The sequence below is a fragment of the Bacterioplanoides sp. genome, assembly GCF_965226395.1.
Classification (GTDB): Bacteria; Pseudomonadota; Gammaproteobacteria; order Pseudomonadales; family Oceanobacteraceae; genus Bacterioplanoides.
In genome coordinates this window covers 2,132,370-2,154,773 of the sequence record NZ_OZ245358.1, presented here as the reverse complement: position 1 = coordinate 2,154,773, position 22,404 = coordinate 2,132,370, and the positions used below count along the sequence as shown (strand labels likewise).

25 protein-coding genes are annotated in these 22,404 nt (G+C 49.1%); 12 read left to right on the top strand and 13 right to left on the bottom strand.

The window, feature by feature from the left end:
- Window position 1 precedes the first annotated feature (1 nt).
- A complete protein-coding gene (gene coaD / locus ACO05E_RS09890) occupies window positions 2-484 on the top strand; it encodes a pantetheine-phosphate adenylyltransferase (protein WP_419812764.1) in 483 nt (160 codons plus the stop codon).
- Between the two features lie 42 nt (window positions 485-526).
- Window positions 527-784, top strand: coding sequence for a YfhL family 4Fe-4S dicluster ferredoxin (locus tag ACO05E_RS09885; RefSeq protein WP_255858642.1), 258 nt, complete (start codon window positions 527-529; stop codon window positions 782-784).
- 48 nt (window positions 785-832) lie between these two features.
- On the opposite strand, the gene ACO05E_RS09880 is transcribed toward ACO05E_RS09885, so the two are convergent.
- Window positions 833-1,528 (bottom strand): PspA/IM30 family protein, encoded by a 696-nt coding sequence (locus ACO05E_RS09880; protein WP_419812763.1) that lies wholly within the window; start codon window positions 1,526-1,528, stop codon window positions 833-835.
- 94 nt (window positions 1,529-1,622) lie between these two features.
- Window positions 1,623-1,892 (bottom strand): YiaA/YiaB family inner membrane protein, encoded by a 270-nt coding sequence (locus ACO05E_RS09875; protein WP_419812762.1) that lies wholly within the window; start codon window positions 1,890-1,892, stop codon window positions 1,623-1,625.
- A gap of 130 nt (window positions 1,893-2,022) precedes the next feature.
- Between ACO05E_RS09875 and ACO05E_RS09870 the strand changes: the two genes are divergently transcribed.
- Both ACO05E_RS09870 and ggt read left to right on the top strand, forming a co-directional pair.
- Complete coding sequence (locus ACO05E_RS09870) at window positions 2,023-2,778, top strand: helix-turn-helix domain-containing protein (protein ID WP_419812761.1); 756 nt, start codon at window positions 2,023-2,025, stop codon at window positions 2,776-2,778.
- Between the two features lie 65 nt (window positions 2,779-2,843).
- Window positions 2,844-4,577 (top strand): gamma-glutamyltransferase, encoded by a 1,734-nt coding sequence (ggt, locus tag ACO05E_RS09865; protein ID WP_419812760.1) that lies wholly within the window; start codon window positions 2,844-2,846, stop codon window positions 4,575-4,577.
- A gap of 100 nt (window positions 4,578-4,677) precedes the next feature.
- Here the strand turns inward: ggt and ACO05E_RS09860 are convergent, their stop codons facing one another.
- From ACO05E_RS09860 to radC, 5 genes are all read right to left on the bottom strand, one after another.
- Window positions 4,678-5,505 carry a porin family protein gene (locus tag ACO05E_RS09860; protein ID WP_419812759.1) on the bottom strand — a complete coding sequence of 276 codons (828 nt, stop codon included), beginning with the start codon at window positions 5,503-5,505 and terminating at the stop codon, window positions 4,678-4,680.
- Between the two features lie 117 nt (window positions 5,506-5,622).
- Window positions 5,623-6,435 carry a bifunctional DNA-formamidopyrimidine glycosylase/DNA-(apurinic or apyrimidinic site) lyase gene (gene mutM / locus ACO05E_RS09855; RefSeq protein ID WP_419812758.1) on the bottom strand — a complete coding sequence of 271 codons (813 nt, stop codon included), beginning with the start codon at window positions 6,433-6,435 and terminating at the stop codon, window positions 5,623-5,625.
- A gap of 103 nt (window positions 6,436-6,538) precedes the next feature.
- On the bottom strand, window positions 6,539-6,697 hold the full coding sequence (gene rpmG / locus ACO05E_RS09850) for a 50S ribosomal protein L33 (protein ID WP_068658359.1): 159 nt from the start codon (window positions 6,695-6,697) through the stop codon (window positions 6,539-6,541).
- 11 nt (window positions 6,698-6,708) lie between these two features.
- Complete coding sequence (gene rpmB, locus ACO05E_RS09845; protein WP_068658357.1) at window positions 6,709-6,945, bottom strand: 50S ribosomal protein L28; 237 nt, start codon at window positions 6,943-6,945, stop codon at window positions 6,709-6,711.
- Between the two features lie 201 nt (window positions 6,946-7,146).
- A complete protein-coding gene (radC, locus tag ACO05E_RS09840) occupies window positions 7,147-7,821 on the bottom strand; it encodes a RadC family protein (protein WP_419812757.1) in 675 nt (224 codons plus the stop codon).
- Window positions 7,822-7,888: 67 nt separating this feature from the next.
- On the opposite strand from radC, the gene coaBC reads away from it, so the two are divergent.
- From coaBC to slmA, 5 genes are all read left to right on the top strand, one after another.
- Entirely contained in the window at window positions 7,889-9,100 is a 1,212-nt protein-coding gene (coaBC, locus tag ACO05E_RS09835) for a bifunctional phosphopantothenoylcysteine decarboxylase/phosphopantothenate--cysteine ligase CoaBC (RefSeq protein ID WP_419813680.1), read from the top strand.
- A gap of 37 nt (window positions 9,101-9,137) precedes the next feature.
- The gene (gene dut, locus ACO05E_RS09830) at window positions 9,138-9,593 is read left to right on the top strand and encodes a dUTP diphosphatase (RefSeq protein WP_419812756.1); all 456 of its coding nucleotides are present in this window, start codon (window positions 9,138-9,140) and stop codon (window positions 9,591-9,593) included.
- Window positions 9,594-9,713: 120 nt separating this feature from the next.
- Window positions 9,714-12,230 carry a phosphomannomutase/phosphoglucomutase gene (locus ACO05E_RS09825; RefSeq protein WP_419812755.1) on the top strand — a complete coding sequence of 839 codons (2,517 nt, stop codon included), beginning with the start codon at window positions 9,714-9,716 and terminating at the stop codon, window positions 12,228-12,230.
- Window positions 12,231-12,360: 130 nt separating this feature from the next.
- Window positions 12,361-13,263, top strand: coding sequence for an acetylglutamate kinase (gene argB / locus ACO05E_RS09820; protein WP_419812754.1), 903 nt, complete (start codon window positions 12,361-12,363; stop codon window positions 13,261-13,263).
- 17 nt (window positions 13,264-13,280) lie between these two features.
- Window positions 13,281-13,886, top strand: a complete 606-nt coding sequence (gene slmA / locus ACO05E_RS09815; protein ID WP_419812753.1) for a nucleoid occlusion factor SlmA — start codon at window positions 13,281-13,283, stop codon at window positions 13,884-13,886.
- Between the two features lie 125 nt (window positions 13,887-14,011).
- On the opposite strand, the gene ACO05E_RS09810 is transcribed toward slmA, so the two are convergent.
- Window positions 14,012-16,006, bottom strand: coding sequence for a HAMP domain-containing methyl-accepting chemotaxis protein (locus tag ACO05E_RS09810; protein WP_419812752.1), 1,995 nt, complete (start codon window positions 16,004-16,006; stop codon window positions 14,012-14,014).
- A gap of 464 nt (window positions 16,007-16,470) precedes the next feature.
- On the opposite strand from ACO05E_RS09810, the gene ACO05E_RS09805 reads away from it, so the two are divergent.
- From ACO05E_RS09805 to ACO05E_RS09795, 3 genes are all read left to right on the top strand, one after another.
- Window positions 16,471-17,046, top strand: a complete 576-nt coding sequence (locus ACO05E_RS09805) for a DUF2589 domain-containing protein (protein ID WP_419812751.1) — start codon at window positions 16,471-16,473, stop codon at window positions 17,044-17,046.
- A gap of 99 nt (window positions 17,047-17,145) precedes the next feature.
- Window positions 17,146-17,844, top strand: a complete 699-nt coding sequence (locus ACO05E_RS09800; RefSeq protein ID WP_419812750.1) for an amidase — start codon at window positions 17,146-17,148, stop codon at window positions 17,842-17,844.
- 16 nt (window positions 17,845-17,860) lie between these two features.
- Complete coding sequence (locus ACO05E_RS09795) at window positions 17,861-18,427, top strand: hypothetical protein (RefSeq protein ID WP_419812749.1); 567 nt, start codon at window positions 17,861-17,863, stop codon at window positions 18,425-18,427.
- A 6-nt stretch (window positions 18,428-18,433) separates the two neighbouring features.
- Here the strand turns inward: ACO05E_RS09795 and ACO05E_RS09790 are convergent, their stop codons facing one another.
- The 5 genes from ACO05E_RS09790 to petA all read right to left on the bottom strand — a co-directional run bounded on the left by ACO05E_RS09790 (window position 18,434) and on the right by petA (window position 22,232).
- Window positions 18,434-18,859 (bottom strand): ClpXP protease specificity-enhancing factor, encoded by a 426-nt coding sequence (locus ACO05E_RS09790; protein ID WP_419812748.1) that lies wholly within the window; start codon window positions 18,857-18,859, stop codon window positions 18,434-18,436.
- An 11-nt stretch (window positions 18,860-18,870) separates the two neighbouring features.
- Window positions 18,871-19,497 carry a stringent starvation protein SspA gene (sspA, locus tag ACO05E_RS09785; RefSeq protein WP_419812747.1) on the bottom strand — a complete coding sequence of 209 codons (627 nt, stop codon included), beginning with the start codon at window positions 19,495-19,497 and terminating at the stop codon, window positions 18,871-18,873.
- A gap of 104 nt (window positions 19,498-19,601) precedes the next feature.
- On the bottom strand, window positions 19,602-20,378 hold the full coding sequence (locus ACO05E_RS09780) for a cytochrome c1 (protein ID WP_419813679.1): 777 nt from the start codon (window positions 20,376-20,378) through the stop codon (window positions 19,602-19,604).
- 13 nt (window positions 20,379-20,391) lie between these two features.
- Window positions 20,392-21,639: a cytochrome b gene (locus tag ACO05E_RS09775; RefSeq protein ID WP_419812746.1), complete on the bottom strand. Its 1,248-nt coding sequence runs from the start codon at window positions 21,637-21,639 to the stop codon at window positions 20,392-20,394.
- On the bottom strand, window positions 21,639-22,232 hold the full coding sequence (gene petA, locus ACO05E_RS09770) for a ubiquinol-cytochrome c reductase iron-sulfur subunit (protein WP_419812745.1): 594 nt from the start codon (window positions 22,230-22,232) through the stop codon (window positions 21,639-21,641). Before petA ends, ACO05E_RS09775 begins: the two co-directional genes overlap by 1 nt.
- Between the last annotated feature and the right edge of the window lie 172 nt (window positions 22,233-22,404).

Sequence of the window (22,404 nt, the reverse complement as noted above, 5' to 3'; positions counted from 1 at the left end):
TATGAATATCGTTGTTTACCCTGGCACATTTGATCCGATTACCAATGGTCATACCGACCTGGTGGAACGTGCTGCCCGGATGTTCGACCATATTATTCTGGCCGTGGCCGACAGCCCCAAGAAAAAACCCATGCTGGATCTCGCGACTCGTGTCGATCTGGCGGAAGAGGTTTTAGGGCATTTGCACAACGTTGAGGTAACCGGCTTCAACAACTTACTGGCTGAGTTTGTGCAGGAAAAACAAGCCAACATTATCTTACGCGGCCTGCGGGCAGTGTCGGATTTTGAGTACGAATTTCAACTGGCCAATATGAACCGTGTGTTGGCACCGAATGTGGAGAGTATGTTTCTGACTCCGGCCGAGAAACACTCCTATATTTCTTCTACGCTTGTGAGAGAGATCGCTGCTTTAGACGGAGACGTCAGCAACTTCGTTCATCCGGCAGTTGCCAAAGCTTTGCAAAGGAGCGTTCTGAACAAATAAGTCTGCACCATAAGCAGACAACCTTTTGATGAGAGGTGAGCCATGGCTCTGATTATTACCGATGAATGCATCAACTGTGATGTATGTGAACCTGAATGCCCGAATGAAGCCATTTCTGCGGGTGAAGAAATTTATGAAATTGAGCCATCCAAGTGCACCGAGTGTGTTGGTCATTACGATGAGCCTCAATGCCAACTGGTATGCCCGGTTGACTGCATCCCTCAGGATGACAACAACATGGAAACCCAGGAAGAGCTGGAAGCTAAATACGAGAAGCTGACCGGCAAGAAAGTTGCCTGATCTGCTTGAGGGTACCGTAACAGGTACCCTCACCCAATAAACCACACCCTACACCACCACCTGCTTTTTCTTAAGCCGCTCTAACACGGATTCAACGCTGGACTCTCCGGTAGCAATACCTCGTGCTCTTAAACGGGTTTTCAGGTCCTCATCACTGTGCAGCGCTTCCACGTCCTGCAAAGCGTTATCCACATCCGACGCATGCTGCTGGCGGGATTTGATACGCTTTAGCGATTCCGACATATCAGCCAGGTTTGTCCCTAGGCTACCCGACGACCCACGCAACTGTTTAATAGCACTTTCTGCACTTTGATTGGCTTTAACCAAGCGTAATTCGTTTTGATAATGAGCAATCATTTTCGCTGCATTTTTTAAATGCTTATTTAATTGCTGTTCTTGTTCACTGATATATTGCAGTTGCTGCTGTTGCTCCTTTAACAGCTCTTCATCATCGGCAATTCGTTCAGCCAGCTCAGCAGCCAGCTCCTCGTCATGCTTATTCAGAGCTTCAATGGCGTAATTCTCATGGATTTCGATGTCGCCAGTTCGTTCTTTTACTTGCCGCTGCAGCTGTTTTTTCTCAGCCATCACACTCGCCAGCTCGTGCTTTGAACGCATCATGGCCTGCTCCGCCTGGCGAATTTCCTGCTCAAAAATACGAATACCATTGGCATCAACCAGCCCTTCTAAAGGCTCCTGGGCTGATGCCTTAAACAGTGTGCTTAATTTTCGCCATAAATTCATAACCTAACTCCCTAATCTTCAGATAATAGCCTCAAGCCTATAACCCCAGAGCCATAACCACAGGCCCATAAAAGAGCACCGGCAGAATAAAAATTTATTCCGCATATTCTTTAATAAGTTGCTGGGTTTTTGCTTCATTAATTTTATTCAGAAGTTTTTCACTCTCATGCTCATCTCGCATGGTTTTCGATAACGTAATCGTAGAGCTCACCAGAAACAGGGCGCTCATGGTCAGATAACCTTTCACCATTAAGTCGATCGGGGAAAATACAATGCCAACCGTCATCGCCACGATGGCTAAAGCAAAAGACGTTTTCACATAGAACAACCAGCCGGTGGAATTACTTTGTATGTTGTCGAGCATGTTGACCTCCGTTTATGTATTCAACGGAGAACACATTGGCCAAAAGGATTGATATAGACAACTTAAAAATACAAAGTAGTATTATCTGAGCTGCAGAGCATCATTATTCGATACTTTCATGAGATCCAACATGGCCCAGACACAGGCAATTATTACTCACCTGAAACAACTGCTGCGAGAGAGCCGTATCACTTATGCCGATGTCGCCCGGCAACTGGAGCTATCAGAAGCAAGCGTGAAGCGCTTATTTGCCCAGCAACAGCTGTCACTGCAACGTCTCGATCAGATATGCGCCCTGCTGGGTATGGAGATCAGCGATGTGCTTCGACATATCGGTACCGCCAAACAGATTGATCAGCTTAGCCTTGCACATGAGGCCGAGTTAGTCGCGGATACCAAACTGATGATTGCGGCCTTTACCAGTCTTAATCACTGGACATTCGAAGAGATACTTAAGACTTATGACTTTGAGCAGCCTGAATTAATATCAAAGCTCACACGACTGGATAAAATTGGCTTCATCGAGTTATTACCCAATAACCGTATCAAACCGTTAGTCAGCCAGGACTTTGAGTGGCAAAAAAGCGGGCCCATTCAGACGTATTTTGAATCTCAGGTACAAACGGATTTCTTCAATTGTCATTTCACCCAAACCGGCGAATTACGTTTGTTCGTAACCGGCATGATTTCGGTGGATTCAAACAAATTAATGCATCAGAAAATAAAGCGACTGGCGCAGGATTTTCGCCACCTTCATGATGAAGACCTTAACCTGCCACTTGAGCAACGGCATGGCGCCAGTATGGTGTTAGCGATTCGCCCGTGGGAACTACAGCACTTCGAACAGTATCGGAGAAGCGGTACAGAAAAACATTATCCGGCCTGAGCACGACTTGCACCCCTTCACTGAGTTGCGCAAACTGCCCTCATTACTACAACGGATTTCCGCATATGTTGAAACACACCCTGCTTCTGCTGAGTTCTACTCTGATCCTGGCCTGCAGTCAGACTCCGACAGAATCATCAAACTCTGAACCACAGGCTTTATCAACCTCAGAACCACACCTTTCAGCGACACCTTCCAAAGCCGCTGTCGCCAGTGCTCATCCACTATCGACCCAGGCCGGTATGGATATTCTGGCACAAGGTGGCAATGCCTTTGATGCTGCCATTGCGGTTGCGGCCAGTCTCGGGGTGGTTGAGCCCTATAGCGCCGGTATTGGTGGCGGCGGCTTCTGGCTGATTTATGAAGCACAAAAAGACCAGTACACCTTTATTGATGCCCGCGAAAAAGCACCAGCAGCGGCCCACCGGAATTATTATCTGGACGACAACGGCAGCGTAAATCGCGATAAAGCCGTTAATGGCCCCACAGCCGCTGGTATTCCCGGTCAGGCCGCGGCATTTGTGCACCTGGCTGAAAACTACGGCAAGCTGCCGTTGTCGGACTCATTAAAAGCTTCCATCCAGCAGGCACAGGACGGTTTTCCTGTGTATGAGCATTATCAAAAGCTGATGGGCTTTCGCCTGAAAAACGTGCGCCGCTACCCCGATAGTCGTGAAATTTTGCTGGATAACGGTGAGATTCCTGAGGTGGGTTACGTTATCAAACAACCCGACTTAGCCAAGACTCTGCAAGCCTTGTCTGACCGGGGTTTTGATGGCTTTTATAAAGGCGAGGTGGCCAAAAAACTGGTCAATGCCGTACAGCAGGATGGCGGCGACTGGACACTGGACGACCTGGCCAACTATAACGTGGTCGAGCGTGAGCCAATTCGCATCCAGTTGGGCGAGTACGATATTGTCAGTGCCCCACCACCCTCTTCCGGCGGTATCGCCATTGCACAAATGCTGAAGATGCTGGCACAAGAAACAGTACCAGACTGGAAAACCCTGGATAAAGTGCAGCAAACTCATTTACTGGCCGAAGTGATGCGCCGTGCTTATAAAGACCGGGCGGAATATCTGGGTGATCCGGATTATGTGAACGTACCTGTTACTGAGTTGTTATCCGATCAGCGTGCAGCAAACTGGGCGGCCAGTATTGATATGCAACAAGCCACCCCAAGCCTGAGCCTGAACGGCGTTAAAAATTTGCAGGAAGGATTTCACACCACGCATCTGTCGGTCATCGACCAACAAGGTAATATGGTGTCGGCCACTCTGAGTATCAACTTGCCGTTCGGCTCCGCCTATACCGCCCCGGGCACTGGCATTCTGCTCAACAATGAGATGGATGACTTCTCGGCCAAACCGGGCGAGCCCAATGCCTATGGTTTAGTGGGTAACGAAGCCAACGCCATTGCACCGGGCAAACGCCCGCTATCGAGTATGTCACCCAGCATTGTGAATACCGACAACAGTACTGCCATAATTGGAACCCCGGGCGGCAGCCGGATTATTACCATGGTATTCCTCGGCATGCTGGAACATCTGCAAGGTAAACCGGTAGAGGATTGGGTGTCACGCCCACGCTTCCATCACCAATATCTGCCCGATGTGATTCAGCATGAGCCGGATACCTTTACTGAATCTGAGCAGGCCGCGCTGTTACAACGAGGCCACCAACTGAAACCGGTTGGTCGCCAGTATGGCAATATGCAGGCTATTTTGTGGGATAAAACATCAGGGGAAGTCACTGCCGCATCCGATCCGCGTGGCTTGGGTGAATCGCAAGTACGCTGATTTTACTCTGCGTGGGAGCCAGATGCTGTACGTTTTCCCTTAAAAACAAAAAAAGGCCGCAGAGGTGTGAACCTCAGCGGCCTTTTTTAGACAATCAGAATCAGAACATATAGCTCGCATTCAGATCCATAGTGTCAATTTTGGCATCAAAATTCCCGTCTTCAATCGAGTAGCGGGTATATTCAACCCCAACACGGATATCATCGGTAATAAAACGCTCAACACCTAAACCGTAGAAAAAGTCGTAACCGCTGAAATCGCTTTTAGCGCCGTCTGCTTTTCGCTCAAGATCAACATCCCAGGAATGCATACCCAGCTTACCCATCAGTTCCAAATCCCAGAAAATCTTTTTGCCGAAGCGACTGGCAATCTGAAGCGAATTAGTTTTGGCTTCGTATTCGTTAGCCTCACCTTCTTCGATATCCAGCGTCCCCAAAGAGCGATAGCCCAGTAATACATCAAACCGGCTGGTATCCGATAAGCTGAAGTGCGTACCGACATACACACCACCTGAAACACCGTCACCGGTATCACCATTCTGATCAAAATTAGCCTGACCCGCCGCTACCTCAACAAAGTGACGAATGGTTTTACCTGCGCCTTCTTCTAAAGCCGAGACACTGCCTTCAATATCGCTACAACCCAGACAACGAACAAATGCTCCCTGCAGAGGGGTAACAACTAAGGTTTCAGCCGTTTCATCGGCGTTTTCGCCCAGTAAGGTAAATGGCAGCGTGGCACCGTATACCAAGGAACCCGCCTGAGACAGAATAAAGTACAGAGGACGAACAAACACAGCATCAACCACCATGGCACCGGCGCTGGGCTTTTCATCAATCACCTCTGCAGTGACCATTCCGCTGGTTAATAACGAAGCAGCTGCAACCGAGGCCAGTAACGGCTTTTTCATTGCGGTCATGAATCGCATCTTTCATCCTCTTATTTTTTGATCAGCAATATTGCCCGACTATAGCAGCCCGTTCAGCAGGCGTCACGACTCAGGCAAACAGATGCCGACCGTTCCACAAAAAATACAGATACATCGTCAGCCCTGACAGGCTGGGCAATAAACCGTAGCTCGCTGCCCCTGGCGTATTTCTTTAAGTGTTGATTTACAGTGCACGCACTGTTCACCACCACGACCATAAACCAGTAATTCCTGGGCAAAATATCCTGGTTTGCCATCGCCACCAACAAAATCTTTCAGCGTGGTTCCACCTTGTTCAATGGCTCGCTCCAGTACCAGCTTGATACAGGCCACCAGCTTGTCATAACGGGCTTTGCTCACCTTACCTGCCGCCAGCGTGGGGCGAATACCTGCCATAAACAGGCTTTCATTGGCGTAGATATTCCCCACACCCACCACCACTTTACCGTCCATAATAAACTGCTTAATGGCCTGTGTTTTTTTACGACTGCGTTGAAACAAATAATCCACATCAAAAGCATCGGATAAGGGCTCTGGCCCGAGGTGATCAAGGTGCTCACTTTCGGTGGCATCTGGTGCCTGCCATAACAAGGCACCGAAGCGGCGTGGATCGTGATAGCGCAGAATTTTGCCATTAGAAAGCAGCCAATCGATGTGGTCGTGCTTGGCAGCCGGCTCATCGTCGTCAACCAAGCGCAAAGAACCGGACATTCCCAGATGCCAGATTGCGGTTCCTGCAGCGGTTTCTACCAGAATGTATTTCGCCCGGCGCTTCAGAGAAACAATCATCTGTCCTTCTAAACGATGAATCTCATCCTCAACCGGCCAACGTAGCTTTGGCTGGCGGACATCAATGTGCTCGATGGTTTGCCCTTCCAACCAGGGCTCGATGCCCCGCAAGGTGGTTTCTACCTCGGGTAATTCCGGCATGGTTAATCTCCGTTCGCTGAATCTCAGGCATAAAAAAACCCGACCAGGGCCGGGTTTTTCTACATGCTCTTTGGCAACAAAGAGCTGCGCAGTAAAAAGAAACTTACTTAATTTTGGCTTCTTTGTACATTACGTGCTTGCGAATGGTTGGATCAAATTTTTTGATCTCCATTTTCTCAGGCATAGTGCGCTTGTTTTTGTCTGTAGTATAGAAGTGACCGGTACCGGCACTTGAAACCAGACGAATCTTATCACGTGGCATAACAGGCCTCCTTAAACTTTCTCACCGCGAGCGCGGATTTCGGCCAGAACAGCATCGATACCTTTCTTATCGATGATGCGCATGCCTTTAGTGGTTACACGCAGACGTACGAAACGCTTTTCGCTCTCTACCCAGAAGCGGTGGTACTGCAAGTTAGGCAGAAAACGGCGCTTGGTTTTGATGTTTGAGTGGGAAACGTTGTTCCCTGTTACAGGACGCTTACCTGTAACCTGACAAACCTTAGACATTGAATTAGCCCCGATTTAACTGTATCGAACAAATGAAAAATTCGTTACAACCGTGGGCGAGTCGGCCAAAATTTGGCTTCAGACAAGTGCCCTGGCTGAAAAGAGTTGCGCTTTATACCAAAAGGATCTTCGCCAGGCAAGTGAAAGCGTTATTTTGGGTGATTTTTCCATGTTTTGGCACAATTTCACTCGGCTTTTCGGTTAAATCCAACCACGCTCAGCAAACGAGACACAATAACCATCGCCGATCACCAGATGATCCAGCACCCGAATATCCATGAGTCCCATCGCCTCCTGTAAACGCCGGGTAATGGCTTTGTCAGATTGGCTGGGCTCGGCAATTCCGGAAGGATGATTGTGCGCCAGAATCACCGCCGCCGCGTTCAGTGCTAACGCCTGCTTGACCACCTCGCGCGGATAAACGGCCGCGCCATCCAGGGTGCCATGGAATAGCTCCTGATAGCGAATCACCCGATGCTGATTATCCAGAAACAAGCAGGCAAACACCTCATGCCCGCGATCCCTTAACTGAGACAACAGATAACGCTGGGTCAGCTCCGGACTGGTCAGGGCATCGCTTCGCTCCAGTTCCTGGGCCAGATGGCGCTTGGCCATTTCCAGCACTGCCTGCAATTGCGCAAACTTCGCGCTCCCCAACCCCAGGTGACGACAAAAGGTTGCCTGATCGGCCACCAGCAGTGCTCGCAGACTGCCAAAGTCCGCCAGTAACTCGCGCGACAGATCCACAGCACTTTTACCGGTAACGCCGGTACGCAGAAAAATCGCCAACAGCTCGGCATCGGATAACGCCTGAGGCCCGTGGGCGAGTAGCTTTTCTCTGGGCCGCTCCATGGCCGGCCATTCAGTAATCGACATCCTTACCTCCCTGTAGGACTCTGACTGATATATACTCAACGCCATTCTAAGCAGCCCCCGAATGACTATGCAACAACTGACCAACAAGCGTATTTTGCTGGGTATCACTGGTGGTATCGCCGCCTACAAATCGGCCGAATTGGTGCGTCACCTGAAAAAGGCCGGAGCTGATGTCCGGATTGTTATGACCAAAGGCGCGATGGAGTTTATCACCCCATTAACGCTACAAGCCTTATCCGGCAACCCGGTTCACCATGCTCTGCTTGACCCGGAAGCGGAAGCCGGTATGGGTCATATTGAGCTCGCCAAGTGGGCAGACCTGCTGCTGGTTGCCCCGGCTTCGGCGAATTTTCTGGCGCGCTTATCACAAGGTCTGGGCGACGATTTATTAACCACCATCTGCCTCGCCAGTGAAGCGCCACTGGCCATTGCCCCTGCGATGAATCAGGCCATGTGGAAAGACGGTACTACCCAACAAAACCTGCAGCGGCTGATGGCTGTTAAAGGCCAGAACTTCCATGTATTCGGGCCCGATGCCGGAGAGCAAGCGTGTGGTGATGTTGGCCCGGGTCGTATGCTCGACCCGGAAATCATTGCCGCCAATTGTGCTGAGCTATTCATCAACGGCCTGCTGGCCGGTCTCAATCTGGTCGTCACCGCCGGGCCTACCCGCGAAGCCATCGACCCGGTGCGTTACATCAGTAACCACAGTTCCGGAAAAATGGGTTATGCCCTTGCCGAAGCGGCACGTGATGCCGGAGCCCGGGTCACGCTGATCTCCGGGCCGGTTAATTTACCCGCGCCGGAGCGTATCCATGTAGAGCCGGTTGTCAGCGCCCGCGATATGCTGGACGCTGCTTTAGAGCAGATCGGAGAGTGCCAGATCTTTATTGCCGCCGCCGCAGTTGCCGATTATCGACCGCTGAATATCGCCAACCAGAAAATTAAAAAATCCGGCGACCAGATAGATATCACCATGATCAAAAACCCGGATGTGGTAGCAACAGTGGCACAACACGAGCAACGTCCATTTACCGTGGGGTTTGCCGCTGAAACTCAGGCCGTTGAAGACTATGCCCGTGGCAAACTGACCAATAAAAATCTGGATATGATTATTGCCAACGACGTGTCTCGCAGCGATATTGGCTTTAACAGCGACAACAATGCCGCCACCGCCATCTGGCAGGAAGGACAACAAACCTTTGATGCCATGAGCAAGCAAACCATGGCGCGTAAACTGATTGAACTGATTGCTCTGCGTTACCAGCAATCGCATTAATGACTTTTTATAAACCGCAGTGAATAAGATAACCCCCATGCAAAAACTACAAGTCCGAATTCTTGATAAACGTCTAGGCCAGGATATCCCAATGCCCGAGTACGCCACCGCTGGTTCTGCCGGTCTGGATCTGCGTGCTTGTCTGGATGCGCCACTGACACTCCACCCGGGTGAAACCCAGCTGATTCGCACCGGTTTATCCATTTTTATCGAAGACCCATCACTGGCTGCGATGATCCTGCCACGTTCAGGGCTGGGTCATAAACATGGCATCGTATTGGGTAACCTGGTGGGCCTGATTGACTCGGATTATCAGGGTGAGCTGATGGTCAGCTGCTGGAACCGTGGCAAAGACAGCTTTACCGTTGAGGTAGGTGAGCGCCTGGCACAGCTGGTTCTGGTACCTGTGGTGCAAGCTGAATTTGAAATTGTTGACGAGTTCACTGAAACTGAACGTGGCAGCGGTGGCTTTGGTCACTCAGGCCGCCAATAACAGCGTGATCTTATCACCGAGCCTGACTTAAACCGTGTCTGATGACTTAAACCAGAGCTGAGTTATATCAGAGCCAGCACAGCTCGGTGATACCACAAATATCGTTTTGAAGGGATACACATGACAGCCGACGTACGCCGCCCCAAAGGCACCATTGTAATGTACAGCCGTATTACCATCTGGCTGGCATTATTATTTATATCCGGCGGCCTGGCGTTTCAAAGCCTGCAGGTGAATCTCTTTACTCAATCGGAAGTGGATCAAGCCTTTGCCAAGGCCATGGCAGGTCAAATGGCGCACTCTTTAAAGATCCAGTTGCATGATACGCAGCAGTTACAACTAACGGCCAGTCGTTATCCCCGAACCCTGGCGGCACTGCAATCCGGTGGTGACCCAGCCTGGAAAGCCACTCTGAAGCAATTTATTCCCGGGGCCACTCAGGTTCATCTGTTAAAGCGCGAAGAGGCAATGGGCCTGCAATCCTCCATGGGTTTTGCCGTCCAGCAGGTAGTCACCCGCACTTTACGTGGCAACAAAATGAACCTGGAAGCCGTCATGCGAAATCAGGAGCAACGCTTTTTCTGGGCGTCGGCCATTAAAGATCCCAGCGGAAAAATTGCCGGAGTTCTGTTAATTGAATATGGCGTAGACTGGCTCAAACAGTTTCAGTCCAGCACTACCAGCCTGCTGGGCGAAGTCGTGGTTAACCAACATATCGATAACGATCACAGCAAAGGCTTTGAGATTTTCCGCTTGGGCAAATCCAGCACTCAAACCGGTACCGCAGTGACCGAGTCCATCAATGACTTCTGGTACCTGACCTATATTCCTGCCAACGAGCGTCCGCAACTTGAGCTATTGCCGCTGGCAAGCTCATGGATGATCGTACTGGTTCTCACCCTGGCAGGCTTGTTTATTATTGTTTTTCTGCAGAAAAAAGCTGTACAACAAAATCAGCTGAAATTGCTGACTTATGTGCGCACCTTGAGCCGTACCGGCGAGAATCAGTTCCCACAATTTTCGCTGCGAATCTTTCACGATCTCGCCCAACATATGGAACATCTGTTAAAAACGGCCCGGCCAATCAGCGCCCCCGAAGAAGTACAAGCATCCGCCCGTGAAAAACAGGATATTTCTCTCGAACAGCCAAAGATCAAAGCGGAAAGTAAACGCAACGTTAGCTCAGATGGTTATCCTTCGAATGGCCCGGCTATCCCGGGTATGGAAGTCGAAGAAGTCAGCGACAGTCACGAACAAAAACCAGAGATATCGCGCGCCATTTTCCGTGCTTACGATATCCGCGGTATTGTTGGTCAGGATCTGACAAGCGACGTGGTGTACTGGATTGGTCGCGCACTCGGCAGCGAAGTACAAAAACGAGGCTTTAATAAGATCAGCATCGCCTGGGATGGTCGTCCATCCAGCCCTGAACTGGCAGAGGCGCTACAGCGTGGTATTAACCAAAGTGGTTGTCACAGCATCATATTGGGCGCTCAACCAACCGGCCTGCTGTATTATGCAACGCATGAGCTTGATACTCCCTGTGGAGTGGTGATTACCGGCAGTCATAATCCATCGGAATTTAATGGCCTGAAGATAGTCATTGACCGACAAACCCTGACTCAGGACGAGCTGATGGTGCTCTATCACCGTATTGCCCGTAATGATCTGGCCTCTGGCGAAGGCAGCAATGAAAGCCGCAACCTGGAGCAAGACTACCTGGAACGCATCGAAGGCGACGTACAGATTAACCGCGACCTGAAGGTTGTGATTGACGCTGGCAACGGCATTGCCGGACCGGCGGCCAAACAGCTGATGGAAATGCTGAATATTGATTACACCGCGCTGTACTGTGAGGTGGATGGCAATTTCCCGAATCACCACCCAGACCCTAGCCAGCCACATAATCTGGCCGACCTGCAAAAAGCCGTGATTGAACAACAGGCTGATCTCGGACTGGCATTTGATGGGGATGGTGATCGGGTTGCTCTGATCGACAATCAGGGAAAAATCATTTGGCCGGACCGATTATTAATGCTGCTGATTGAAGATATTCTGCCGCGCAATCCTGGCCGGGACGTTATTTATGATGTGAAATCATCGCGTCACTTAGCACCGCTTATCAGCCGTCATGGTGGTCGTCCGACCATGTGGAAAACCGGCCATTCTCTGATGAAGAAGCGCATGAAAGACAGCAATGCCATTGTTGGTGGCGAATTCAGTGGCCATTTTTACATTCAGGATCGCTGGTATGGTTTTGATGATGGTTTGTACACCGCCGCCCGCTTGCTGGAACTGATCAGCTTCCGCAACACCAGCGCTGCCGAGCAATTTGCAGCGCTGCCGGAGGATTTGAGCACTCCCGAAATCACCATTGCCACCACCGATACCCGCAAATTTGAAATTTTAAAAACCCTGTCAACCGATCAACAACTCACCGATGGTGCTCGTGTGTTTACCACCGACGGCCTGCGGATTGAGTTCAGTGATGGCTGGGGGCTGGTACGCCCTTCTAACACCACCCCAAAACTGACCTTGCGGTTTGCCGGTAATGACCAACAGGCCATTACCCGGATTCAACAACGGATGAAGCAGGCACTTACCCTGCATGCACCGGAATTGCAGGTTCCTTTCTGAATCAGGCAACCCGCATTCTGGAATTCAAGTAGCTGATTACGCTATAATCGCCACCATCAGAAACCGGCTATAAGCCGGTTTTATTTATTCTTAATATTTATTCTGTTGCCATTTCAGGCCGGAGCCAGTCATGCCATTACCACGCAAAGCCGCCATGCACACCGCACAAATTCTGAGCGAAGCACTGCCTTATCTGCAGCGCTTTGTTGGCAAAACCATCGTGGTGAAGTACGGCGGTAATGCCATGATCGACGACGAGCTGAAAAACAGCTTTGCCCGCGATATGGTGATGTTAAAGCTGATTGGCATTAACCCAATTGTGGTACATGGTGGCGGCCCTCAGATTGGTGAGCTGCTGGACAAACTGAACATTGAAAGCCGGTTTGTGAATGGCATGCGGGTTACCACCACCGAAACCATGGACGTGGTTGAAATGGTGCTGGGCGGCTTGGTGAACAAAGACATCGTTAACCTGATTAACCAGAATGGCGGTAAAGCCTTAGGCCTGACTGGTAAAGATGGCCAGCTATTACACGCCAGAAAATTAAAAGTTACCCACACCTCACCTGAAATGCAGAAGCCGGAAATCATTGATATCGGCCATGTTGGTGAAGTGGCGCATATCAATACTCAGGTACTGGATATGCTGACTCAGAGTGATTTTATTCCGGTTATTGCCCCGATTGGTGTGGGCGACGATGGTGCGTCTTACAACATCAACGCCGATCTGGTTGCCGGTAAAGTAGCTGAAGTATTACAGGCCGAAAAACTGATCCTGCTGACTAATATCGCCGGCCTGATGGATAAAGAGGGAGAAATACTCACCGGCCTGACCACCGAACAGGTTGATGATCTGATTGCTGATGGCACCATTTACGGCGGCATGCTACCCAAGATTCAGTGTGCTCTGGATGCCGTTCATGCCGGAGTGACCAGTGCTCATATTATTGATGGCCGCGTTTCTCACTCCACCCTGCTGGAGCTGTTCACCGACGAAGGTGTTGGTACTTTAATTACCAATGCACGCGGCTAATTCAACAAGGACAGACAATGACAGACAACCGTGAAAAGATTTCCCGCCGCGATCAGATTTTGCAGGCGCTGGCCCATATGTTGGAGACCAATCCGGGAGCGCGTATTACCACGGCCAGCCTGGCTAAAGCTGTTGGAGTCTCGGAAGCGGCGTTGTATCGCCACTTTCCCAGCAAAGCAAAAATGTTCGAAGGCCTGATCAGTTTTATTGAAGACACCATCTTTAGCCGCATTAACCTGATTCTGCAGGAAATCAACAGCGCCGATCAGCGTTGCGAGAAAACCTTGATGCTGGTGCTGACGTTTGCGGAAAAGAATCCGGGAATGTGCCGTTTATTATCAGGCGATGCACTGGCTGGCGAAACTGATCGCTTACGACAACGTATCCAGCAATTCTTTGAACGTATTGAAACTCAGCTGAAACAGATCCTGCGTGAAGCTGAAATGCGCGAAGGGCTGGTACCGACACAAACGGTCAGCGCTGAAGCTAATTTATTAACCGCATTATTAGAAGGCCGGATTCGACAGTATGTACGTACCGAGTTCTCCGCCAAACCAACCCAATACTGGGATGAACAGTGGCTGTTGATTAAAGCCAACCTGCTGCGTGAAAAGAACCTCTGACGGTATTTTTGCCAGTGCCTGTAACAGGTCTTAACCTGCATCAGAAATAAAAAATGCCGCTTGCTAACACAAGCGGCATTTTTATTTTTAAGGTTTCGTATAATCAACTGTTAAAACGATAATGATCAGAGCGTAAAGCGATTCATCATTGTTTTTAAAGTATTGGCAGAGTCAGTTAAGTTACTCACCTCTTTTGTATTCAGCGACGAAATATCAACCGATTGCTGAATGACCTTATCAATTTCCGCCACGCCCTGGTTAATAAAATTAACGCCGGATGCTTGTTCAGCATTAGCCGTTGATATTTCAGACATCAGCTCAGCCGTTTCATTAATCTGAGTAAATATTTGCTGTAATGCCTCTGATGTTTCCTCTGCGATCTGAGAACCGGTTGCGGTTTTATCTGTCGACATATCCACCAGTTTTTTGGTTTCTTCTGCCGCTGCAGTACTTCTGGCAGCCAATCCTCTGACCTCATCAGCCACTACGGCAAAACCGCGTCCTTGTTCCCCTGCCCGAGCCGCTTCAATCGCTGCATTCAATGCCAATAAATTAGTTTGTGCAGCAATTTCGTCAATCGTATTAATAAAGCTTGAAATACTTTTTCCAGCGGAGTCAATTTCATGCATTGCGGTCGTCATTTGCTTCATTTTGTCACGACCTGTTTGCGTAAATTGCTTCGCACTTTCAGCAAGCTGGTTGGCTTTATCAGCGTTACTGGCATTCAGCGAGGTCTGTGTAGAAAGCTCTTCCAGTGACGAAGAAATCTGTCCTAATGAGGTTGCCTGATTTTCCATTCCTCGGGAAAGGTCATCGCTGTTCTGCAACACTTTATTACTGGCTGAGTTAATTTCATCACTGGAGTTCTGAATATGGGAAATAACGTCACTTAATTGAGTTGCCATCACCTGCAATGATTTTCCCAGATTATCGTTATCGGATGCCAGCTGAATATTCTTTGATAAATTACCTTCCGCAATAGCCGCCGCAAAGTCAGCTTTATCTTTCAGCTTATTGACCATAGTTACAATGGCGGCGTATAAACTTCCGGGTTTATCCGAACTGTTGGGTAAACTGAGATTAAGCTCTCCGTTTGCCACCCGCTGAGCAACAGTAATCACTTCACTCGGCTCCCCCCCCATTTGCGCTAAGATACTTCGGGTTGTATAGAAAGCACCGATTAAACCAACAATAATGGAGATAACAACAATTGCTTCGATAACCAGAATAGAATTTTCATTGGCCTCGACCAAATCAGGCCCCAGCTTATCTTGTACCGATTTAATATCCAGTTTCACATCTTCAATATTTTTAGCGACATCCGGCCCGATTTTATCCAGCTTTTGCGTGATAATACCGTTACGCTTTGTGATGATTTCAACAACTTCTAAAAAAGAACGGTAATAATCTGTCGTCAGTGTTTGTGTCTCTGCTAATAATTGTCGGCGCGCCGGGTTTTGTAATTCACGATCTAATGTTGTTAATTCACGTTCAAGGTCTGCAAATTCTTGTTTCACCCGCTCAACAGCAGAAAGCTCATTGGTCGTTAAAAACTTTCCGGCATAAAGACGTGCCAGCAGCAAGCTTCGGGTGGCTAACGACGCACCATAAGCAGCAATCATATCGCCATCATCTTTTGCTGAATGGAGAATTTTGGTCAGACTTTTTTCCGCCAATGGCCCTTTTACATCCAATACATTACGTACGAGATGATTACGCTGATCAACCAGGCCAACAACCTCAGTAAAACTGTCGTGGTAGAGTTTCAGGCTTTGATCAATATCATCAATAATGGCCGCACGGCTCGGTTTATTAATTTCCTTTTGGGCTTCCTGCATAAACCCCTGGGTTTTCTCCCAGTACTCTTCAAATTCCTGTTTATCTTTAGCTGAATTGGTAATGATATAGTCTTTGGCATTCATACGTACCATCAGCATATTGGCCTGAACCCGGCCTGATAAGTTGGTATCCCGCGCCATTTCCCGATACCCCGAAAACCCTTGTGTTGCTCCCTGTAAGGAAAAATAAGAAATGGCTCCCACCAGTACAATAAGCACCAAAATAACACCGAACCCGGCATACAGCTTGTGGGCTAATTTAACATTCTGAAAGTTGTACATCGTTCGTCTATCCTGCCGCTTAAGCGTATACGGCTTACCTGTTATTAACCTTATTGAAACAAAGCCTATTCACTTTGCTCATTCCATCGAAAGAGACTTTTTGTCGAGCGAAAGTCGTTCTTTCAGGCTAGTTTAGGGAGGTATAAGCGTCAAGAATGTCAATATTCATTGCAGCAGGATGAAAACGTGAAGAAACGAGATTGATTCATATCTGGCGCCAGAATTCTGGCTGGCTTCAGTATTTTAAATTCAGTCTAATAACAAACACTGAATCGCTTTATATTTAAATAAAATACGACATGATACTGAGTGAGTTATATCAGCCCTCTTAGCTAAGCTGGCCTCCCTGTTCATATTCCCACCGTTGAATATGACACCAGGCTGAGAAGCTTTCCGGTATTTTATGCAGTGATACCGAGTTCTTTGTCATCAAATACATTTAATGACTACAGGAATTCTCTGTTATGGCTATCGGCGACGAACTTTCAAATATAGATTTTAAAAACCTGATCGGCTCTCCTCTGATCTCTGTTGTACAGGCTCAGGCACAGTCAGCCCAAACCTCCGTGGATTTTATTAAATCAGTTGGTTTTGAGCAGGACAGTAACACCCCCACCATGGTGACATTCAGCTATATGAAACCCATTGAATCAACTGACAGTGACGGAAATACCACGGTCACTCCCGTCAAACACGATTTAACAGTTCCCATCCTGACCATGTTACCAATTCCCTTTATTCGGGTTGAAGAAACCACCATCGATTTTAATGCCAAAATTAATTCGGTACAGGAGTCCACTTCCACCTCATCTCATGATCTCAGCACATCACTTTCAGCCAAAGCTGGTTGGGGGCCGGTATCGGCTAAACTGAGCGCCAGCTATTCCTATAAAAAATCCACCTCAGCGACCTCCAAAACAGAACGAACATACAGTATGGCAGTGCATGTTCGTGCTGTTCAGGATGAACTGCCCGCTGGCACCGAGCGGCTATTAGGCATTCTCGAAAACGCCATCGAAGAAGTTCCGGCATCAACTTAACCGATGGATGGATCGCTTTTTTCATCTACCGGTCATTCTCAAGCCATTGAGAAAAGCGATTCATTACCCTTGATTCAATCCAGAGAATAAGGAAAGAGCATGACTGATCTGAGTGATATATTAGGCTCATTAATGGTAAGCCTGGTACATGCAAGGCGTATGGCAGATGAAGAAACGGTTGCGATTGCCGAATATTACAAAGACCATCCGCTGCTGCAAGGCATGAGCATGCCACGGGTAAGAGTGCCTGAGCTGACCATTGACATGCCTATTACTATTGATCAGCATTTTGATGCCTCAGATGCTGGCTTAGATACTCCGGGCAATATTCATAAAGCCCTGATGAGCCAGCTCAGAAGTACACTGGATGACGAAGATATTCTCAATCGTACTCAAAACTTTCAGAATATTTTTGATAAAGAAGCACGCAAATCACTGGAAAAGGTGTACGAGCAACAAAAAAACTCTCCGGTCAAAAGCAGTCGCGAAGCTATGGTGAGAGCCGTCGACGATGCACTGCAAACGTCCTTAAAAAAAGCCAATATCAGCAGTGAGCTGACGGCTGATAAAAAAGCCATATTAATTGATGATATACGTCATAAAGTGTCCAGCGTCGCCTTAAAAAGCACACCACAACCCGCCCGACTATCAACCTCAGTAACCACCAACGAGATAAAAGAAAAATCGACATCCACTTCCAGCGTACGCCTTAGCATTACCCTCAGGGAAGAAGGCCTGGAATGGGGCTCATCACACTCCGGCAGCGGCAGCAAACGCAACCATTTACAACCCGAATAAACAGGCGGAGTGATCGGTGAAATCAGTCATTCGCGAGCGGATTCTTGAGCAGCTAAGTGCTATCCCGGCACTGGTTGATGCCTACCATCAGAAACACAGCGGCTTCTCTGATAACTGCATCGACTGGCTCCGCCGGGCGGAGCAGGCACTGGCCTCTTTTCGCCTGCCACTAACCTCTCAACTGGCCGGGTTACGCGGTGCGATGGTCGCAGCAACAGACGGCTTGTCTGAACCAGACTCAGGCGCCAAACGCTCGAGAAAACTACGATCAGCACAAGTCATGTTATTGCTGCAACAAGCAGAGGAAGTATTACGCAGACACTGTGATCAGATTGATCAGGAATTTGAGGAGCACAAAGAAAAGCTGTCTCAATTGCTGGCCGTTGCTTCGGCGAAGCAACCTTTACCCGCAACAGATCAGATAAACCAGGCTTATCTGAACAGAATTTGGCAACAAGTGAAGCATACTCAGGACAATAGCACGCTGGCTCATTACATCACCGCACGGCTCAACGACACCGACCGCAGTTATCTGCTGGTCGATATCGTCAGTAACCTGCTGAACTCAGCTCAGAACCAATAGCGTGTGTTATTTCACAACACTTAAGGATGGTCGGCCACCGTTTTTCTTCGGGCCAGAACCATTCCTAGGCGATTGGTTATCCGGTGTTGGTGGTTCGGGTGGCTGATTCGGATCCGGAGCACCCGCTTCAGAGCCAAACACCATCCCCTGACCATTTTCACGGGCATAAATCGCCAGAATCGCCACAACCGGTACGTACACCTCCATCGGTACACCACCAAAGCGGGCACTGAAGGATAAGCCTTCCTGATTAATCAGCAGATTCTGAACCGCACTCGGGCTGATGTTTAAAACGATCTGGCCGTTATTCACATAATCCTGAGGAACCTGTACGCCCTGAATGCCAGCATCGACCAGCACATATGGAGTGCAATGGTTATCCAGAATCCACTCATTCAGCGCCCGCATCAGATACGGGCGACTCGGCGTCATGTTCTGGTCCATCAGTCGCGCATCTCGCGCTCAGCTTCTGACAGACTAGCCTGGAACGATTCACGTTCGAACAAACGTTCCATGTAGCTCAGCAGTGGCTTGCATTGTTTCTCTGGTAATTCGATACCCAGAGCAGGCAGACGCCACAGAATCGGAGCCACACAACAATCAACCAGCGAGAAATCTTCGCTCATGAAATACGGCATTTCGGTGAAGATCGGCGCAATAGAGATCAGGCTTTCAGTCAGTTCTTTACGCGCGGCTTCCGCATCTTTATCAGAACCCCACTGAATGGTCTTAATCAGATCCGCCCAGTCTTTTTCAATACGGTTTACCCACAAACGGCTTTGTGCGCGCGCCACCGGATACACTGGCAACAGCGGCGGATGAGGGAAGCGCTCATCCAGGTATTCCATCATCACATTGGCGTCGTACAGCACCAGATCACGGTCTACCAGAGTTGGTAACGAGTTATATGGGTTAAGGCTGGCCAGGTCTTCCGGCTTATTGTCCGGGTCGACGTCATGAATTTCTACGGCTACCCCTTTTTCCGCCAGTACAATACGTACGCGGTGACTGTAATGATCAGACGCATCTGAATAAAACGTCATGGAAGAGCGCTTGGCTACAACTCCCATATTTTCCTCACTTTTCTCAGTAAATCTAAAAACTTGGGTGTTTTAAAAACAACAACAGCCCGACCGCAAAAACGGCCGGGCTTTGCTACTTTAGCTGGAGCGTATTACTTAATATCGCGCCAGAATTCTTTGTTCAGCATGTAAACCGGTACAAAGAAGATCGCCAGGAACAACAGTACCCACCAACCCAGACGCTGACGCTCAACCGCAATTGGTTCAGCAACGTAGGTCAGGAAGTTTACCAGGTCGAAAATCAAACGATCGTATTCTTTAGGTGACAGAGTACCTTCCTCTACCAGATACAGAACACCATCCTGCTCTTCGGTGATTTCCTGGCCAGTCAGGGTGTCATAACCCACAGCAACCTGAGCAGTGCCCTGTACCTGACGACCTTGCAGGTCAGCCAGAACGTGTGGCATACCCACGTCTTTGAAGACAACGTTGTTCACACCCCATGGGCGCGTTTCATCTTCGTAGAAGCTGCGCAGGTAGGTGTACAACCAGTCTGGACGACGAACACGAGCAACCAGAGTCAGATCCGGAGGTGTTGCACCGAACCAGGTCTTACCATCTTCTGGGCGCATGGCGTTGGTCATCAGGTCACCGATTTTCTGATCAGTGAACACCAGGTTCTCCAGCATCAGATCTTCCGGAATGTCTAAATCACGAGCAACACGGTTATAACGTGAATGCTCCAGTGAGTGACAACCCATGCAGTAGTTCATGTAGGTCTGTGCACCACGCTGTAACGACGCTTTGTCGTACAGGTCGGTTTTGTGCTCATCCAGTGGAATACTGGAGCCACCCGCTGCAACTGCCAGTGCTGGAACTAACGCCAGCGCAGGAACTGCGGCCGCCAACAAACCGAATAATTTTTTAATGCCGATTTTCATTTTAGTGGCCTCCTGTTACACGCTCTGGGACTGGTTTGGTTTTCTCGATACGGGTCCAGATCGGCATTGTCAGGAAGAATGCGAAATAGAAAATCGTTGCCCATACTGCAACAGTACCGTTAGAGAACAGCCCTAAGAAGTGACCACTTGCTGGCTGAGTACCCAACCAGGTCAGGATCAGGAAGACGATCGCAAAGGTTGGCAGCAGAATTTTGCTGAACATACCTTTGTAGCGCCAGCTGCGTACCGGGCTCTTATCCAGCCAAGGCAGAACAAACAGAATCGCAATAGCCGCGCCCATGGCAATAACACCCAGCAGCTTATCCGGAACCGCACGCAGAATGGTGTAGAACGCACCGAAGTACCATACCGGAGCAATGTGCTCAGGGGTCTTCAGACCGTTGGCCGGCTCGAAGTTCGGGTATTCCAGCATAAAGCCGTTACCTTCCGGGAAGAAGAACATCACGCTACAGAACACCATCAGGAAGACCACAATACCCACCATGTCGTGTACGGTGTAGTAAGGGTGGAAAGGTACGCCGTCTAATGGCTTACCGTTTTCGTCCAGGTGTTTCTTAATATCAACACCATCCGGGTTGTTAGAGCCCACTTCGTGCAGCGCTAACAAGTGCAGTACTACCAGTGCCACAATGACTAATGGCAGAGCAATTACGTGCAGAGCAAAGAAGCGGTTCAGAGTAGCACCTGAAATCAGGAAGTCACCACGGATCCAGGTAGTCAGGTCTTCACCGATTACCGGAATCGCACCAAACAGAGAAATAATTACCTGCGCACCCCAGTAAGACATCTGGCCCCATGGCAGTACGTAACCCATAAAGGCTTCGGCCATCAGCAACAGGTAAATCAGCATACCGAAGATCCAGATCAGCTCACGCGGCTTCTGGTAGGATCCGTACAGCAGCGCACGCATCATGTGCAGGTAAACGGCAACAAAGAAGAAGGTCGCGCCGGTTGAGTGCATATAACGAATCAACCAACCCCACTCCACATCACGCATGATGTATTCAACAGAAGCAAAAGCAGCTTCCGCACTTGGCGTGAAGTTCATGGTCAGCCAGACACCCGTCAGGATCTGGTTTACCAGCATCAACATGGAGATTACGCCGAAGAAGTACCAGAAGTTGAAGTTCTTCGGAGCATAGTACTTAGACATATGCTTTTCGTAGGTTTGGGTTACTGGCAGGCGGTCATCAATCCAGCCCATCAGAGTATTCTGTTGCTTGCTCATTAAGCATTCTCCTCATCAACGCCAATAATCAGGGTGTCACCATCAAATGAATAAGGAGGTACAACCAGGTTGTCAGCAGCAGGGGAACCATTAAATACACGACCCGACAGGTCGAAACGAGAACCGTGACATGGGCAGTAGAAACCACCTTTCCATTCTGGGTCGAAAGGTTCAGGTTTTACTTCAGCAAAATATTTAGGAGCACAACCCAGGTGAGTACAAACACCTTCCAGAACGATCAGATCAGGCTGACGGGAACGATTGATATTGTTCGCATATTCAGGCTGTTGTGCCGTGTTGCTGTTTTCAGGATCTTTTAATCTACTGTTAAGACCCGGTAACAGCGCCAGCGTTTCTTCGCTACGACGAGCAATAAAGACCGGTTTACCACGCCACTCGGCGGTAATCATCGCGCCGGGTTCAATTTTACTTACGTCAACTTTAGCCGGAGCACCCGCTGCCTTCGCTTTTTCACTTGGATTCCAAGATTTCACGAAGGGTACTGCGACAAAACCCGCACCGACAGCACCGACAGCAGCAGTCGCGCCTACGAGCAGAGTGCGTCGACTCTTATTCACGCCGTCTTGACTCATTACCATCCTCTCCCATCAAAAAAAATCTAATGTCGCCAGTCGGAAGCTGCAATATTGTGCACTTGTTATACAGACCAAACATAGCAAACAGAGCGGCGCACATACTAAAGAAAAGCGGCCGCATAGACAACTATAAAACCCAATAACCATGGGGTTTTGAGGCATAAAAAAA